This is a genomic window from Legionella taurinensis (assembly GCF_900452865.1).
GTDB lineage: Bacteria > Pseudomonadota > Gammaproteobacteria > Legionellales > Legionellaceae > Legionella_C > Legionella_C taurinensis.
Genome location: NZ_UGOZ01000001.1, coordinates 315145 through 331391, shown reverse-complemented (window position 1 = coordinate 331391; position 16247 = coordinate 315145). Strand labels below are relative to the sequence as shown.

Sequence of the window (16247 nt, the reverse complement as noted above, 5' to 3'; positions counted from 1 at the left end):
TAATTATAGAAATTGAGCTTCTTTTCAGTCCAGGGTGTACTCAGGGATTGACTTATTTGTATTCAGGAGAATCGCATGAAAGAGGAACTCAGAGCCCTGGCAGCTCAACTTCTTACCTCATCACCGCCGACGAACTTCCTTTCGTTCTATACTCTTTTCACCCATTATGATCATTTATTCAATCCAGAGAGCAGCCCCCCTGAGGAAGTCAAAGCATTATGGCTGTTTCTCCATGACGTCAGGGACTTGCTGCAACGCTGGAAAAGCAATGCGGACAAACAGGCTGCAATCGCTGCGATCCATGACGAGAAAAAGCGCAACCGCAGCGAACTCCAGCTGATTAGGGACAGTCTCAAGTCCCATGATCTTGAGGCACGTAAGATAAAAAGCCAGCTTGAAGAACCCTATCAGCAACTCTATGAAATCTATGCCAAACTACAATACCAGAAGGACCCCATACTGGCGCTTCCAATTTATACCGGCCTTCGTGAGCGCGAGGTGTTGATCACAGGACTTGAAGAAACCCTTACCAGGGAATTGAACAGCATCAAATTTAACGATCTCAAACTCATTCTCAATAGGAACTGGTTAAGAATCAGCGACATTCAAAGGCAGTTAAAAGAGCTCAATATCACACTGATCTCTTACAACGACATACGCCTTCTGAGGAGCGAGCTGGAGAATATTCAAGGTCAGATCATCGGGCATGAGCGATATCTTCAGGAGTTTACCCGCTACTCGCAGCGCTTAAAGGAGTCCATATCCCATCAAGAGCTTTCAAGTACCCTTAAGCAGTTAAGCGACGAACTTGAAGCATCCCAACAGACACTCAAAATGCTGGATAAAGACATTGAACAATTTGTCCTTCCTGCTGAAGTGAAACGGGATCTGACCTATTTGTTTGATGAAGCAACGGACAAGGAGAACCTGCTTTACATAAAAGGTTGGCAACAAGTCATCAGCACATCAAGTCTAAATCCATTAGCCTGGGTGAACTGGTTAAATAATAAGAACTACGCCCAGAATGTTCAGAGCATGGAGCATCATTATGCCTACCTTTCGCTTTTGCTCAAACGGAACAAACTGCAATCAACCATTGATTCACTCAATAAAAAAAGAGACGATGCTCAAGCGATGTTGCCAGAAGCCCCTAAAGAAGGGCAAACGGCGTCCGCGCCGGATTCACTCAATCGGACAATTGTTCAGCTTATCCAATCGTATGATGCGTCCTATTCCGGGCAGAATAACAGCAGCCTGGAATTAAAGCAGGAGCTTGACAGGCTCAGTCTTGCCGCGTCAGGTAACATCAGTCTATTAGGCAAGGGCTTGAAACTGGTCCAGGAGCTTAGCGAACTTCTTTCGGAAAACACACGCCTTCGCACTCACAATAACATTATTCATGGCAATGAACTTCAGTTATCGCCGACGCAGATTAAAGAGCTGACGGAGAAAACCCCGGCCCGTAAAATTCGTATTGAGGAATTGATTCGGCAAATTAGCCAGTGCAAAGAGTATTTAGCTCGTATGCAGCAGGTAACCTTGTCTGATACCCACACGATGGACCTCAATTTACGGACCATTCAGTTGAAGCGTCGGCAAAAAGAGTTGCGGGAAGAGTTAGGCCGCCTGCCGCCACCCCATGAGTTGCCCCTTGAACAGAGCCAGCTGGAGAAAGAGCTCGAACTAAATCTGAAGCAATTGAAAGCCTTATTGTCTGAGCAGGATAATGGCAAAGTCGAAGACCCGAGTGAGAATCATCCTTTGCCGCTTAAACAGGAGATTGAGTACCATCAAAAACTAGATGGGATGCACCAGAACATTCTGCCACTGCTTCAAGGGCTGGACCAGGACTTGAGGCACTGGTACCAGAACCTGTTTATCGCCCTGCGATCCCAGGCCAATGACAAAAAACATTATTATCAGGCAGCTCAACTGTTAAGGGACATTCATTTCGAATTGGCATACCCTCATCCGACAACGCCACATGCCGTGCTTCAAGCGTATCAAACCCTCGCCCCACACCCGGATAAAGATTGCGCGCTTTTGCTTAAACTGAAGCCTGCGGTACCGGTGATGGACACAAAGCCCGACGAGGTGAAATCGCCCGCCCTGAAAACACGACTTGACAACCTGTATGCCCATCAGGCCGGCATGCAGAATAAGCACCCCCGAGAAGCCAAATTACTGGAGCAGGCAACCATCAATCTGCATCAGTTAGCCCATATCGCGGAAGCGAATGAGGAAAATGACGATCTTCAGAACATGACGGAATGCCTGGTCGACCCCCGTTATGAAACCCTGCAAACGCATCGCGGCTTTTTGAAGATCGTGGAAATGCTTGCGCAGTTTATAACTTATCTCCTCCGGATGGTTTCACCCAGGGCAAATGACCATCGGCATCGTTTTTTCTTTATACCGACTTGTTCGTCGCAACTGCTGCAAGCCACCAACCACGAATTAATCAGTTGCCCTGCCTAGGGCAACGGTTAATTTTTATGCGCAGTCTTTTCAAAGGATATAATTTCATCGCGTAACCACTGCGCGTGACGCGCCACTTCCTGTTCATCGATGCCTTCTACCATGACCCGAAGCAAGGGCTCAGTCCCTGATGCGCGTAAGAGCACGCGCCCATTGTTATTCAACTGGCGGCTGACATCATCAACCAGATGAGTAATGTTTGGGTGGCTGGCCAGTTCACTGGCATCCCTGGTTTTAATGTTAATCAGGGTTTGCGGTAACAGCTGAATGCCTTCCGTGAGCTCTTTTAACGATTTATCCTGTTTAACCATACAGGCTAAAACCTGCAAGGACGCAATGATGCCATCGCCCGTTGTGGTTTTGTCCAGGCAAACAATGTGCCCTGAAGGCTCACCGCCTATTTTCCAATCCTTTTCTTTCAATGCTTCCAGCACATAACGGTCGCCAACCTTGGCGCGCAAAAACGGAATCCCCATGGTTTCAAGCGCCTTCTGCAATCCGAAATTGCTCATCTGTGTCCCTACCACGCCCCCTTGCAGCATGCCGCGCTGATGCCGTTCCCGAGCAATGATATAAATGATTTGATCCCCATCCACAACATTGCCCTCGGCATCAACCATGATGCAGCGATCGCCATCACCGTCCAGAGCAATGCCTAGGTCAGCGCGCGATTGAATGACACGCTGGCGGAGTATTTCGGGCGCTGTGGAACCGCAATGCGCATTGATATTAAAGCCATCCGGCTCATCCCCGATTGCAATCACTTCGGCTCCAAGCTCAGTGAACACATTCGGTGCAATATGGTAGGTGGCGCCATTGGCACAATCAACAACCAGTTTAATTCCCGACAAGCGCGTCATGGAGGGAATGCTGGATTTGCAGAACTCAATGTAACGGCCGGCGGCATCATTGATGCGTCGTGCTTTTCCCAAATGCCGGGCTTCTGCGGTCTGTAAGGGTTTTTCTATTTCTGCCTCGATGGCAAGTTCCATGGCATCTGGAAATTTACTGCCGTCGGAGGAAAAAAATTTAATGCCGTTGTCCTCAAAAAGATTATGAGACGCACTGATGACAATGCCGGCATTGGCCCTTAGCGTTTGCGTCAGATAAGCAATGCCAGGCGTAGGCATCGGTCCCAACAGGGCTACATCGACACCCGCCGCAGCCAACCCTGCTTCCAGCGCCGATTCAAGCATGTAACCTGAAACCCGCGTGTCTTTGCCGATGATGACCTTTTTACGCTGTTCATTACCCAACACCCGGCCTAAAGCCCACCCCAATTTCAGCATGAACTCAGGATTGACAATGGACAATCCAACCCGTCCCCGAATCCCATCTGTACCAAAGTATTTACGTTGATTCATCCTTATTACCTCACTCATTCTCAGCCTGGACAATGGCGTCAATCATCGACAAGGCCTGATTGGTTTCATCCACATCGTGGGTTCTGATGATTGCGACTCCCTGCAATCCGGCAAAAACTGCCACAGCAATACTGCCAATCAGCCGCTCCTCCACCGCTTTATTCAATACCGCCCCTAATGTACTTTTACGCGAAGCACCAAGCAACAGGGGTAATCCGTGCTGCTGAAAACGCTGAATATGTTTTGTAAGCCACAAATTATGCTGAACAGACTTACCGAAACCAAATCCTGGATCAAGAATAAGGTGCTGCGGAGCAATACCCGCCTGCGTGCATCGCTCAATGCGGTCAATGAAGAAATCATTGATTTCATCCACTACATCTTTACTATAGTAGGGATTTTCCTGCATCGTTTCCGGTATGCCCTTCATGTGCATCAAACACACTGGAACTTTTAACTCCGCCGCGGCCGCAAGGGCTCCTTCCTCGGAAAGGGCTTTTATATCATTAATCAAATCCGCGCCTGCCGCAACAGCCGCACGCATAACCTCCGCCCTGGTGGTATCAATCGATAAACAAATATCGCTTTCCTGACGTATCTTTTCTATCACGGGAAGCACGCGATCCAATTGTTCCTGTATCGACACCGCACGGGCACCCGGTTGCGACGACTCGCCGCCTAAATCAATTATATCCGCGCCGGCGTCCCTCATGGTTAAGGCTTGTTGCAGCGCGGCGTCCGGATTGAGGTAACGCCCACCGTCGGCAAAGGAGTCTGGGGTGATATTCAATACACCCATAATGAGGGGTTTGGCAGAAACAGGGATAGAATAGGTCCTGGCATAATGAGTAAGCCAATTTAAAAACTCGCTGTTATTCACGTTTCTCTCAGGATAAAGGGAATGGTAATGGCAATTGGGCGGGGTAACCTTAACGCGGGCGAAAGCCGCGTCAAGGTTACTTCCGGTTAATGTTCTCCCGCAGGATGATCAACCGTTTTTCCATTAATGGGTTTATTGGATTCACCGGTTTCAGGGGAGTTTTTTTCTATGCGTTTGGTTTCATCCCAGTCTTCAGGAGGGGTAGGCTCTTTGCCTGCCATAATTTCACTGATTTGATGGGTATCGATCGTTTCATATTTAATCAAGGCCTCCGCCATGACGTGCAATCTATCCATGGCTGCAACCAGAATAGTTCTGGCACGCTCGTAGTTTCTATCAATGATTTTTCTTACTTCTTCGTCAATATGCTCAGCAGTTTTGTCGGACACTTCTTTACGCTGGCTGACGCTGCGGCCCAGGAAAACTTCCCCTTCTTCTTCACCGAAGGTCAAAGGACCCAAGTCAGACAAGCCCCAACTGGTCACCATCTTACGAGCGATTTCTGTAGCCCGCATGATGTCATTCGATGCGCCAGTCGTCACGCTTTCAGCCCCAAAGATGAGCTCCTCGGCAATCCGGCCGCCAAACAGGCTGGATAACTGACTCTCCAGACGCCGCTTGCTGTGGCTGTAGCGATCCTGCTCAGGCAGAAACATGGTCACACCCAACGCACGTCCACGAGGGATAATGGTGACTTTATAAACCGGATCATGTTCCGGCACGGACAACCCGACAATCGCATGACCTGCCTCGTGATAAGCCGTCAGTTTTTTCTCGTTTTCATCCATCACCATGGAGCGGCGTTCAGCGCCCATCATGATTTTGTCTTTGGCTTTGTCCAGTTCAACCAGACTGACTTTGCGCTTGTTGGCACGAGCTGCAAACAAGGCGGCCTCGTTAACCAGGTTGGCTAAGTCGGCACCGGAGAATCCCGGCGTACCGCGAGCAATAGGCAGGATTTCCACGTGCTTTTCCAAGGGTACTTTTTGCAGATGCACTTTGAGGATTTGTTCGCGTCCACGGATATCGGGTAAAGGAACGACAACCTGCCGGTCAAAACGGCCAGGACGAAGCAGGGCCGGATCAAGCACATCAGGACGGTTGGTGGCAGAAACCACAATCACGCCTTCATTCCCCTCGAACCCATCCATTTCCACCAGCAACTGGTTCAAGGTTTGTTCCCGTTCGTCATGTCCGCCGCCAAGTCCTGCACCGCGATGACGACCGACCGCATCAATTTCGTCAATAAAGATGATGCAAGGCGCGTGTTTCTTCGCCTGTTCAAACATATCACGTACACGGGAAGCACCAACACCCACAAACATTTCCACAAAATCAGAACCTGAAATGGTAAAGAAAGGCACTTTGGCTTCACCGGCTACAGCCTTGGCCAACAGGGTTTTACCCGTTCCCGGGGGGCCAACCAGCAAAACGCCGCGGGGAATACGACCGCCTAAATTCTGAAACTTGGTCGGATCCCTTAAGAAATCAACCAATTCCTTCACTTCTTCTTTGGCCTCATCCACACCCGCCACATCGGCAAACGTCACTTTAACCTGATCTTCGCCCAGCAGGCGCGCGCGCGAACGTCCAAACGACATGGCTCCTCGACCGCCGCCGCCTTGCATCTGGCGCATAAAAAAGAACCAGACACCAATCAGTAAAAACATGGGGAACCAGTTAATGAAGACATGAACAAGGAAACTTTCCTGTGGTTTTTCCTGACCACTGACATCCACCTTGCCTTTCAATAATTCACCCAGCAGGGCATCATCCTGCAACGGCATGTAGGTTACGAAACGTTGGTTCTTTTTAGTCATGCCCTTGATGACTTTACTGTCTTCAATGGTCACTGAATTGACGTTACCCTGCTCCACTTCTTTAAGGAACTGGCTGTAGGATAATTTTTGAGTGTCAGCGTGCCGTGGCCCAAAATTGCTGAACACTGAAACCAGTACAATAGCAACAATTAGCCACAGAATCAGATTTTTTACCATGTCGTTCAAAGTATTAACCTCAATTGTACGTATTTCTACGTCGTTAGAACGATAAAGTTACTATAAATTATAGCCCTTCGCCAGCAAATAGGTTTCTCGCGAGCGAGAACGTGAGGCCATTGGTTTACGAATAACTACTTTTTCAAATCGTGTGCGGGCCTGTTTAATCAACTCATCAAACCCCGCACCATGAAATATTTTTATCAGCATTGAACCGCCAGGCTTAAGGGTCTTGTCAGCAAAATCAAAGGCTAATTCCGCAAGGTACATTGCGCGCGGAATATCGACAGCGGCCGTACCGCTCATATTTGGGGCCATATCTGATAAAAGCAAGTCCACACTGCGCTCAGGGATTAAATTCGTTAATTGATGCAGCACCTCATCTTCACGGAAATCACCCTGAATGAAATCGACATCAGGCAAGGCATCCATGGGCAAAATATCCAAGGCAACAATACGCCCCTGGCCCTCAAGTTTTTGACTGACGTATTGGGTCCAGCCGCCCGGGGCGGCGCCCAGGTCAACCACCGTCATGCCCGGGCGAAGCAGATGTTCTTTAACATCCACTTCCTTCAATTTATAGACAGCGCGGCTTCGATACCCTTCTGATTGCGCTTTTTTGACATAAACGTCATCAAAATGTTCTTGCAACCATCGCTTACTGCTTTTGGAACGTGGCATACTGAAAAATGAATTGGAAAACTCTCGCTATCATACTTAAATTTACTACCTTTTCCCAGCAAAACGTGCAATAATTCGCCATTTATTTTCTCAGGATCCCCCAGTGAACACTGCGTTTAAACAGGCTCTAAAAGCCAAAGCCCATCATTTAAAACCAGTCATCTTGATTGGTGCCAAAGGATTGACCCCTCCCGTTATTGAAGAAACCAGCCATGCCCTTAACGCGCATGAACTGATTAAAGTAAAAATTAATGGCGCTGAAAAAGAAGATCGTGAAGTCATGATTCACGATCTCTGTGACGCCTTGCAGGCCGAACTCATTCAGGTCATTGGCAATACGGCAGTGATTTACCGCAAAAAAGAAGATTGAGACAGCCCCGCAGGGCGCTTTCCTATCCCTCTTCCGGAAGGAGGATCTTACACTGTCCTCCTTTGAACGATTGCGCACGCTCTCCCTCCCCTCTGGCTGATAATTCCCTCCTCCTGGGGAAAGAAGAATATTCTGAAAGTCCGTTAAGTCCCACTTGAAAATGAGAATGATTATCATTTATATTTAATCCATCTTTGTTGATGGAATTCAGACTATGGCACTTGCATATGGTAATTTTCATGATTTAAGTCATCAATTACGCTTCCTGTTATTTGAAGTAGGCATTGGTCTTCCACAAAACGCCGTGGATCATTACATCACGGTCGCCCACCGTGACTGCCTGCAGCGCCTTAAACAGGCGGCCATCATGGAACAACTGGGTTTAGCCCCTCCAAGTCATCACGTTCATGATTGGCTTGATTTATTGAAAGACAGAATGAAACAGACTCACCCGGCCAGCGCCTTTTATCACTGGCAGGACTTACGCCAGGAACTCAATGAAAGCATCGCCAATGAGGCACTGGCCTTAGCCTATCGCCAACGCTGGGAGGCTGATTTAAAAAGGCAGCTTCATGGCCGAACGTTCTGGAACTGGCTAAATCAACGCAGTGCACAGGAGAGCACGGGGCTATTGGAGCAATGGGGGTGCACAGGGCATCCCTACCATCCCAATTTTCGTTGTAAAATGGGATTTAACCGTCGCGAAGTCATGCAATATTCGCCGGAATTCAATGCCCAGGTGGCCATCCACTGGGGCGCTTTGCGGCGTGATCGCGCTCACGTAAGCCATGGCCGTGTGGATTATCAGTCCCTGCTGCAAAGCCAGTTTCCACACGAGTATCAGCGCTGGCGGGATAATCTCTGCTTTAAGCAAATGAACCCCGAGGATTATTACCCATTGCCCATCCATCCCTGGCAATGGCGTAATAAAATTCAGAGCCTGTGTGCTGAACTGCTCGATAATAAAGAATTACTTTTAATTCCCCATCATCAACTCACTCGCCCTTCCATGTCCTTTCGCACCATGATGACGCAGGGCGACAAAAGCGGCCATTTAAAATTGGCAGCCGCGGTGCACACCACCTCGGCGTTGCGCACCGTTTCTCCGGCTTCGGTGGACAACGGCCCCGTCTTATCCTCCTGGATTAAAAAGCTCCTGCAGGATCAGGATGACTATCGAGGGACGCTTTTTTTAGCCGGTGACCTCGCTGGAATCAATATCAATCATTCCGCCATCCCCGCCCATCAACGCAATCAAGCCGCTTTGCTCCTGCGGGAAAACCCGGTTGTTTATGTGCAGCATGAAACACAGCGCTTAATCCCACTTGCCGCACTTTTGACCCAATCACCCGCAGGACCCTATCCGTTGCTGCTTGAAATCATCGAAGCCAGCGGGCTGTCTCTGCGTGAGTATTTTACTGTTTACTGCCGCCTGGTGCTTGCCAGCCAACTGCATCTGATGATGCGCTACGGCATTGCCATGGAAAGCCACCAGCAAAATACCTTAATCCGTTTTGACGATCACCTTCCTTCAGCCGTGGTTGTACGTGACCTTGGAGGAATCCGCCTATCGACCCATCCCGTTTATGACCACGTCGCCAAACCCCGATTGCATCCCGATTCAACCTTAGCCAGTCCTGAGCTTGACGGGGTGTGCGACAAATTCATCCATGGCAATCTGCAAAGCAATCTGGCCCATGTGATCGCGGCCCTGAATCAGCAGGGTCAGGTTACAGCCTGCGAATTATGGCAGCGGGCAAGTGCCGAATTAAAGCGTTTATTCGCTGAACTGGCTCCCGCGGTTCCAGCTGATCTTGCCGATTGGTATTATCAAAAATTGTTAGTCAGGCCATGGCCATATAAAAACCTGCTATCCATGCGGCTGCAGGGAAACCAGGATGACTTGTTTAGCTTTGTCGCCAACCCGTTGAGCGTATTCTCATGAGCAAGCGTTTAGAATGGATCCTTCTCGTCAGTCAGTTCGTTATGCTGCTTGCGATGGAAATGACAAATCCCTTTCTTCCCCTGCTGGTTGCAAGCCAATCCAGTTCCCTTAAAGCCGCTGTTTTTTACAGTACCCTGGCTTTGGCACTGCCCATGGTAGCCAACATTATCATGGGGCCGTTGTGGGGCCGGCTGGCCGATCGCTGGGGATACAAACGGATGTTGATGCGGGCGGCCTGGGCCCTGGTTTTCTGCCAAGGTCTGATGCTTGTTGCCAATTCGGCTTCAGCGATCCTCATTGTCCGTATTATTCAGGGCGGCTTTGCCGGATTCATTGTCGCCATGCAGACCTATGCCTTATCCCTTTGCGATTGGCACCGAAAGAGCCGTCAATTGGCGCGTCTGCAATCCGCCAAAGCCGTCGCCACCACCGTTGCAGGCCTTATTGGCGGTTTGTGTCTGACTTACAGCGGTTATCGCGGCCTCTACAGCACCGCCTTGCTGCTCAGCCTGTTGACCGCACTGGTCATGCAGAAACAGTTACCGGACTCTGGCCGTCAACACGTCAATTTCCCCATGAAAAGAGGCGCTTCGTTGAGCGCCATGGGGCTTTTTACCAGCGTCATCGGTTTATTGATTCTGTTGACCCAGATGGCCAAATGTTTAACCGATCCCGTCTTTTCTGTGGCTATTGCCCACTTGCTTAACGCGGATGCCGTGTTCATCGGCCTGCTTTACTCTCTCCCTGCGGTCTCAATGCTTCTGGTTTCGGACTGGTGCGGGCGGCAATTTGATCAATGCCGTCTCCACCCGGAACGGATTAAATACTATTTATTGAGCTTTTTCTTATTGGGTGCACTCATCCTGCTGGCCCAGGGTTTGTTTATTAACCGGTTCAGCCTGATTGGTCTGCGTCTTCTTTGGGGGGTGGTGCTTGCAGCACTTTTGCCTGCCCTGTTTACCCTAATCAGTGACAGGCACCCACAACAGGGCTATGCCCTGGGCGTGGCCAACTCGTTAGCCAAACTCGGTAATTTAACGGGTCTTTGCCTTGGGGGGTATCTGGCGGGGTTTATGACCCTCGCGCAATTGTTTTTAGTGGTTGCGGCGCTCTATGCCATGATGGCCTTGCTTGCTTCGACTGTGCTGCTGCCGCACCGTTTCCCCCTTCAATCCGCTGTTGAGGTGCCATGATGAGAAAATCAGCCTGGATCATGATTTTATTGACCTGGTTCCTGGGCAATATGAGCATCCATTTTATAACCCCGGCTTTGCCGCAACTGGCTGCTTTTTTTAACGTGACCCCACGGATAGCCCAATTGACCATCAGCTTTTTTTTAGCCGGTAAAGCCGTCAGCATGCTTTTATGGAGCCAACTGTCTGAACACCACGGCCGCAAGCCCATTTTTATCCTGGGCTTATTACTTTACACCCTCAGTAATTGGCTTTGCTCATTCAGTCATTCCGCGCTTTTTTTTCTTTCATGCCGGTTTGTGCAGGGCATTGCTGTGGGCGCCACCCTGCTCATGGGGCGGGCGATGGTGAATGACACCCATGATGAACAACAGGCCACCCGGCAATTTGCTTTTTTATTTTCCTTAGCCGGGTTGTTTATCTGCTTTTTGCCTTTTATAGGCGGACGTATTCATCAGTTTTGGCCCTGGCAGACTGCAATGCTCACCATGGCCGCGTATGGATTATTACTACTGTGTTTCACTGCCTGCATCGATGAAACCCATACCACCCCGCCGGATGCGTTGACGTTACGGCAAACAATTAAACTGGTTTTTCACAACGCTCTGTTCGTGCGTTACCTGCTGGTATCGGCTTTTATGATGGCCGGTGAATCGGCATTCAATACCAGCGCTTCGTTTATTTTAATCCAGGGTGGGGGGTTTAGCGTCAGCCAGTATGGCAGCATTAAAACACTCATGGCCATCATGCACCTGCTGGGAACAGGGGCCTGCGGCTGGCTCATCCGTTATTTCAGCAGCGCCCAGCTGGTGGTGCTGGGGGTGCGGTTTTTTGCTGCCAGCGCCTTCCTGATGGTTCTCTTTTCATGGACAGACGCCAGCCTCGTTTTTCTCTTCATTTTACCCATGATGGTGTATTATTTCGGCACAGGGTTTATCGTCGCGTCGAGCACCGCCGCGTCCGTGCGTCCTTTTCCGCGGCACATGGCCACGGCACTGGCATTGACCCTGTTCTGTCAGTTTGCCTGTTCCGCGCTGTTCAGTTTAATCAGCAGCCTGCTCAGTATTGAGCGTGTTGTGCCATTTATGTGCCTGATGAGCTTGATTGGGATTTGCAGTTTAATGACCGGATCCGGTCTTTCGCTTGACAAATCACCTTCGCAACAAGGTGACAGTCGCGGCAGGATTGTATAAACTTGAGGGCGATTAATAATAGAATCGTGGCAGCAAGGCGGCAGCCTTGCTCTTGCTGGCCAAAAACAAAAGGTCAATAAATTATTGTGTCTCACCCGATACTAAAACATATTCCTAATGCATTGACCGTATTACGGCTGATATTGATTATTCCTTTTTTGGTTTATCTTTATCGTAAAAATTACCCGATAGCCTTTTACGTGTTCATGCTTGCAGGATTTACCGATGGCTTTGACGGCTGGCTGGCGAGGCATTTCAGCTGGCAGAGCCTTTTTGGCTCATTCATTGACCCCCTGGCGGATAAATTATTAATTGCCTCCAGCTTTATTTCCTTGGCCTTGATTGGGCAACTGCCCTGGTGGTTGGTTATTCTGGTTTTTTTACGGGACTTCACTATTTCGATGGGCGTCCTGGCCTGGTACTGGTTTGTGCAGCGTCAATTGGATTTTGAGCCTACCGCACTCAGTAAAGTCAACACCACATTACAACTGGCACTGGTTACTGTTTGCCTTTTCGAACTGGCTTTTTTCCCCATTACCGATTATTTAATTCAAACCTTAATCATTCTGACTGCCATTACTACCACAGCCACTTACGTTCATTATGTCTGGACCTGGAGTAGGAAAGCCTGTATTGCCAACCGTTTGCCTCAATGAATAATCAGCAGTTAGCGTTAGCCATTCAATTGAATCACCAGGCCAATTTAACTACTTTTTGCTGGGGTGAGGAAAACCGTTTAATCAGACAGCAGATTGAAGCCATGTTAAAAGGCAAAGGGGATCATTTTCTGTACCTCTGGGGAGCGAAGGGATGCGGTAAGTCGCATTTGCTGCAAGCCTGTTGTCAATTGCATCCTCAGGCCATCTATCTTCCATTGGATATCTTAAAGGAATGGGGGCCAGCCAGCATTGAAGGCATGGCAGACCATGATTTAATCGCCCTGGATAATATTGATGCGATAGCCGGGGACGCGGCCTGGGAAGAAGCCTTGTTTCATCTTTACAATCAGGTTCGCGATCGCGCGGAGGCGACGCTCTTAATCAGCGGCCAGCACCCACCGGCATCGTCTGCCATTCAACTGCCTGATTTGCGTTCACGCCTGGCCTGGGGATTGGTACTGCAGCTTAGGGAATTAAATGATGAATTGAAAATCACCGCCCTGCAGCAACAGGCCGATAAGCGGGGATTCCACTTAAACAGCAGTGTTGCGCTTTTTCTGATTAATCGCTGCGGACGTAACATGCATGAATTACAACGCATCCTGGATAAACTCGATGAAGCGTCTCTGGCTGCCCAAAGACGAATTACTGTCCCTTTTGTAAAAAAAACACTCGGTGTTTGACTTTTTTGCAGGGTCATTACTATAGTAAACCCTTTATGTCTTTTTCCAGGGAGGGAAAATGGACACGGGCGCTATTTTACGCACTGACTTGTTCAGTACGGAGCAGGGCGAAGCGTTGCCTTCACTGCTTGTTCAAAATCTGGAACGATTCACCCGCCAGCATTACCTGATTCAGGATGCCATGCAGTTCAATGAGGCTGTTTTAGGAGCTGGCAAACCAGGTGATTTGGCTGTTTTTTATGGGCATCATGATCGTATAATCGGCTTTATGCGCATTTATCGGCAACTATTTTGCGTGGATGCCCGGGACTACATTGTTTTTCTGGGTGGGACTTACCATGATCAACGGCTGAATATTTGTTACAGTGCAGCCAAAATCGGACTCATTCAGGCCATGAAGTACAAATTGAGTCATCCCGAGCAGGAGCTGGTGTTTTTCTCCAATGTCAATACGCCAACCAAGTACCAGTTTTTGTCGACTATGAGCGAGATATACTATCCACGACCGCAAAAGCCTGTCCCCGGGCCGATTCTTCAATTGGTGAACAAGCTCAAGGCGTACAATCACTGGCAATCAGCCGCCCATCATCCCATGGTGATCACCAATCAATTGGCGGTCCTTCATCCCGACCTGCCGCTTATCGAGCAGAATGAATTGACGGATTATTATCACAGCATCAATCCCGAGTACCGCAAAGGCCACTCCCTATTGGTTTACCTGCCGCTTAACCTGGCCACCATAGGCCATGGTATCCGACAGGTAGTGACTAACTCGCCTCATTTAATGAGTTCCGACAGCTGTTAGGTATATACTTTGCCATTGACCTGTTCTTCATGGGTCACCTGGGTGGCATTGACCACGGCGGCGGGCAAATGGGATTTGGGTTGGGTAGTAAACAGACTTAAAGCCACCAAAGGTGATACCTTTTCCTCATCCGGTGATTTTTTGCTTTTCTCCTCATCAGCCAACTCGACTGATTCTGCCGACAAGCCCCCGGTGGGTTTTTCTACCACAACACGGATGGGTTCGGCCACCGTTAAAAGAGCCAATTCCAACTGAGACACTTTTTGTTCAAGCTTGCCTTTTTCTTTCTTTTCAAAGCCCAACGCGTTATCTAATTCATTAGCACGCTGTGTTTCCTTTTTCAAAGCAGACTGTAATCTTAGATTTTCTAGTCTCGTTATTTCGAGCAGCTTTTGGGTTTCTTCCATTTTCTTTAATTCTTCCTGAGTCTCTTTAAGCCGCCTTTCCATCTCAATTGCTGCATTGTCTACTTTTTCTTTTTCAACAACGACTTTTTGCAATTTTTCGGTTACTTGAGCCAGCGTCTCTTCCGCATGTTCTTTCTGTATAACCAATTCATTGTTTCGCGCACGGATATTATCCACTTCTTTTTCTAGTTTTCCAGCGGTTCCAATTGTTCCTGCATGAGCCGTCTTTTCTTTACGAAGTTCTTCTTCAGTGGATGAAACACGTTTTAATTGATCTTTTTGATGGCTGATGTTCTCAAGCAGGCTCTGGATTTCATGATTTTCATCGTTGTTCTCTTTTTTATCAGTTAACTTCTCAATTTTTTCTTTATCAAGACCGATCATTCGACCAATGAGGTTTTCAATACCGGGACGCTCGACAAACCAGTAGACAGCAAGTGCGGCCAGACCAACGCCCACGCTGACTAAAATAATAGGCCAGAACGTGGCGGAAACGCTACCTACAATAGCCCCCGCAATGGCCAGAGCCACCGTTTGGCCTGCAAAAAAACCACCGCTGAAAAAAATGACACCGGTGATAGCCGCTGTCACCAATTTGGCGGCTTTAAGGGCTGGCCTGTCCAACGACTTTTCCAACGTTTCAGCGTCTTTTAAAATTTCTTCCCGACGTGCCTTTAAAGCCTGGATCAACTCTATGTATTCTTCAAGTTCCTGTGGGGTTTTCTTCTTGCGCCATTCGGAATTAATTTTTATCCGCAGTGCCTTAATGGATTCAAGTTCTTTGGTGTAGAGATCAACCATCTTCGGCGCGCTTTTCAAATTCACACCCAGATTATGGGATATCTCGACTAAGTCAAACGCATAAAAAACCAGAATGGACAGAACAGAAAAGACTGTACCGGCAACAAAAATGCCCACCGTAGGCAGATTAAAAATACCCAATAAAGCCGTGACGCCATCGAAACCTTCACAGCCAAAAAAGACAGTGCCCGCAGCGGCTAAAAGAATGAGTTTAAGCTTGTTAAGCCAATTGGACTTTTTCTTTTCTGCAATTTTATTGACTTGTAAAGCTTTCTCCATATCTTTTAAATGGGCTGCAATCAACGCTTCAACATAGTACCGCTCTTTATCTGTCAAGGTTTGAGACGTGGATGCAAACAACCTCAGTAAATCTTGAAGCCCAGCCTTTGCAGGCTCAGACTTTGAACTGTCTGATTCATCTAAAAAAACAGCTGGAACTATCGGCTTCAGATCGATGCCCGCCTTTTTAGCCTTGGCGATTACTTTTAACGTCGCTTTTCTGGTTACAGGAGGTAAACTCACGTCAGTACTCCACTGGATTATGTTGATTCACTGCGAGCAGTGCATACCTGGGATCATACTGAATGTTTATTAAACAAATATTAACAGGCGCATGGTATTGAAAATAAAATTTATTCCGATACCGGAAGTGAGTATTCAGGAACAGATAAGGGGGCGTGCGGAGAATACCCAAAGCGCGTGATGATGGCTAATTCCGTCCCTGTCGTCACCACCGCCTACACAGAATGTGCCTTAACATCCAGGGTACGGGTCTCTTTACTCTGCATTAT

13 protein-coding genes are annotated in these 16247 nt (G+C 48.5%); 8 read left to right on the top strand and 5 right to left on the bottom strand.

Annotated elements, in window-relative coordinates; all coding sequences use genetic code 11:
- The first annotated feature begins 75 nt into the window (after window positions 1–75).
- Window positions 76–2478 carry a coiled-coil domain-containing protein gene (locus DYE45_RS01480; protein WP_108293382.1) on the top strand — a complete coding sequence of 801 codons (2403 nt, stop codon included), beginning with the start codon at window positions 76–78 and terminating at the stop codon, window positions 2476–2478.
- Window positions 2479–2486: 8 nt separating this feature from the next.
- Here DYE45_RS01480 and glmM read toward each other — a convergent pair whose 3' ends face one another.
- From glmM to rlmE, 4 genes are all read right to left on the bottom strand, one after another.
- Window positions 2487–3842: a phosphoglucosamine mutase gene (gene glmM / locus DYE45_RS01475; RefSeq protein ID WP_108293384.1), complete on the bottom strand. Its 1356-nt coding sequence runs from the start codon at window positions 3840–3842 to the stop codon at window positions 2487–2489.
- Window positions 3843–3852: 10 nt separating this feature from the next.
- Window positions 3853–4722, bottom strand: a complete 870-nt coding sequence (gene folP, locus DYE45_RS01470) for a dihydropteroate synthase (RefSeq protein ID WP_242602653.1) — start codon at window positions 4720–4722, stop codon at window positions 3853–3855.
- A gap of 86 nt (window positions 4723–4808) precedes the next feature.
- The gene (gene ftsH / locus DYE45_RS01465) at window positions 4809–6719 is read right to left on the bottom strand and encodes an ATP-dependent zinc metalloprotease FtsH (protein ID WP_165481674.1); all 1911 of its coding nucleotides are present in this window, start codon (window positions 6717–6719) and stop codon (window positions 4809–4811) included.
- A 60-nt stretch (window positions 6720–6779) separates the two neighbouring features.
- Window positions 6780–7400 carry a 23S rRNA (uridine(2552)-2'-O)-methyltransferase RlmE gene (gene rlmE, locus DYE45_RS01460; RefSeq protein ID WP_108293388.1) on the bottom strand — a complete coding sequence of 207 codons (621 nt, stop codon included), beginning with the start codon at window positions 7398–7400 and terminating at the stop codon, window positions 6780–6782.
- A 103-nt stretch (window positions 7401–7503) separates the two neighbouring features.
- On the opposite strand from rlmE, the gene yhbY reads away from it, so the two are divergent.
- From yhbY to DYE45_RS01425, 7 genes are all read left to right on the top strand, one after another.
- A complete protein-coding gene (yhbY, locus tag DYE45_RS01455) occupies window positions 7504–7770 on the top strand; it encodes a ribosome assembly RNA-binding protein YhbY (RefSeq protein ID WP_108293390.1) in 267 nt (88 codons plus the stop codon).
- A gap of 214 nt (window positions 7771–7984) precedes the next feature.
- On the top strand, window positions 7985–9715 hold the full coding sequence (locus DYE45_RS01450; RefSeq protein ID WP_115300296.1) for an IucA/IucC family protein: 1731 nt from the start codon (window positions 7985–7987) through the stop codon (window positions 9713–9715).
- Window positions 9712–10908 (top strand): MFS transporter, encoded by a 1197-nt coding sequence (locus DYE45_RS01445; RefSeq protein ID WP_115300295.1) that lies wholly within the window; start codon window positions 9712–9714, stop codon window positions 10906–10908. Before DYE45_RS01450 ends, DYE45_RS01445 begins: the two co-directional genes overlap by 4 nt.
- A complete protein-coding gene (locus tag DYE45_RS01440) occupies window positions 10905–12101 on the top strand; it encodes an MFS transporter (protein ID WP_278043084.1) in 1197 nt (398 codons plus the stop codon). The genes DYE45_RS01445 and DYE45_RS01440 overlap by 4 nt, the downstream gene beginning before the upstream one ends.
- 98 nt (window positions 12102–12199) lie before the next feature.
- Window positions 12200–12757, top strand: a complete 558-nt coding sequence (locus tag DYE45_RS01435) for a CDP-alcohol phosphatidyltransferase family protein (RefSeq protein ID WP_108293440.1) — start codon at window positions 12200–12202, stop codon at window positions 12755–12757.
- The gene (gene hda / locus DYE45_RS01430; RefSeq protein WP_115300294.1) at window positions 12754–13443 is read left to right on the top strand and encodes a DnaA regulatory inactivator Hda; all 690 of its coding nucleotides are present in this window, start codon (window positions 12754–12756) and stop codon (window positions 13441–13443) included. Before DYE45_RS01435 ends, hda begins: the two co-directional genes overlap by 4 nt.
- 58 nt (window positions 13444–13501) lie before the next feature.
- Window positions 13502–14248: a hypothetical protein gene (locus DYE45_RS01425; protein WP_115300293.1), complete on the top strand. Its 747-nt coding sequence runs from the start codon at window positions 13502–13504 to the stop codon at window positions 14246–14248.
- On the opposite strand, the gene DYE45_RS01420 is transcribed toward DYE45_RS01425, so the two are convergent.
- Window positions 14245–15978 (bottom strand): AAA family ATPase, encoded by a 1734-nt coding sequence (locus tag DYE45_RS01420; RefSeq protein WP_115300292.1) that lies wholly within the window; start codon window positions 15976–15978, stop codon window positions 14245–14247. The genes DYE45_RS01425 and DYE45_RS01420 overlap by 4 nt on opposite strands.
- Window positions 15979–16247 lie beyond the last annotated feature (269 nt).

Coding starts and splice junctions, on each gene's coding strand:
- DYE45_RS01480 (WP_108293382.1), top strand. CDS start 76: ATGAAAGAGGAACTCAGAGCCCTGGCAGCTCAACTTCTTACCTCATCA.
- glmM (WP_108293384.1), bottom strand. CDS start 3,842: ATGAATCAACGTAAATACTTTGGTACAGATGGGATTCGGGGACGGGTT.
- ftsH (WP_165481674.1), bottom strand. CDS start 6,719: ATGGTAAAAAATCTGATTCTGTGGCTAATTGTTGCTATTGTACTGGTT.
- rlmE (WP_108293388.1), bottom strand. CDS start 7,400: ATGCCACGTTCCAAAAGCAGTAAGCGATGGTTGCAAGAACATTTTGAT.
- DYE45_RS01450 (WP_115300296.1), top strand. CDS start 7,985: ATGGCACTTGCATATGGTAATTTTCATGATTTAAGTCATCAATTACGC.
- DYE45_RS01445 (WP_115300295.1), top strand. CDS start 9,712: ATGAGCAAGCGTTTAGAATGGATCCTTCTCGTCAGTCAGTTCGTTATG.
- DYE45_RS01440 (WP_278043084.1), top strand. CDS start 10,905: ATGATGAGAAAATCAGCCTGGATCATGATTTTATTGACCTGGTTCCTG.
- hda (WP_115300294.1), top strand. CDS start 12,754: ATGAATAATCAGCAGTTAGCGTTAGCCATTCAATTGAATCACCAGGCC.
- DYE45_RS01425 (WP_115300293.1), top strand. CDS start 13,502: ATGGACACGGGCGCTATTTTACGCACTGACTTGTTCAGTACGGAGCAG.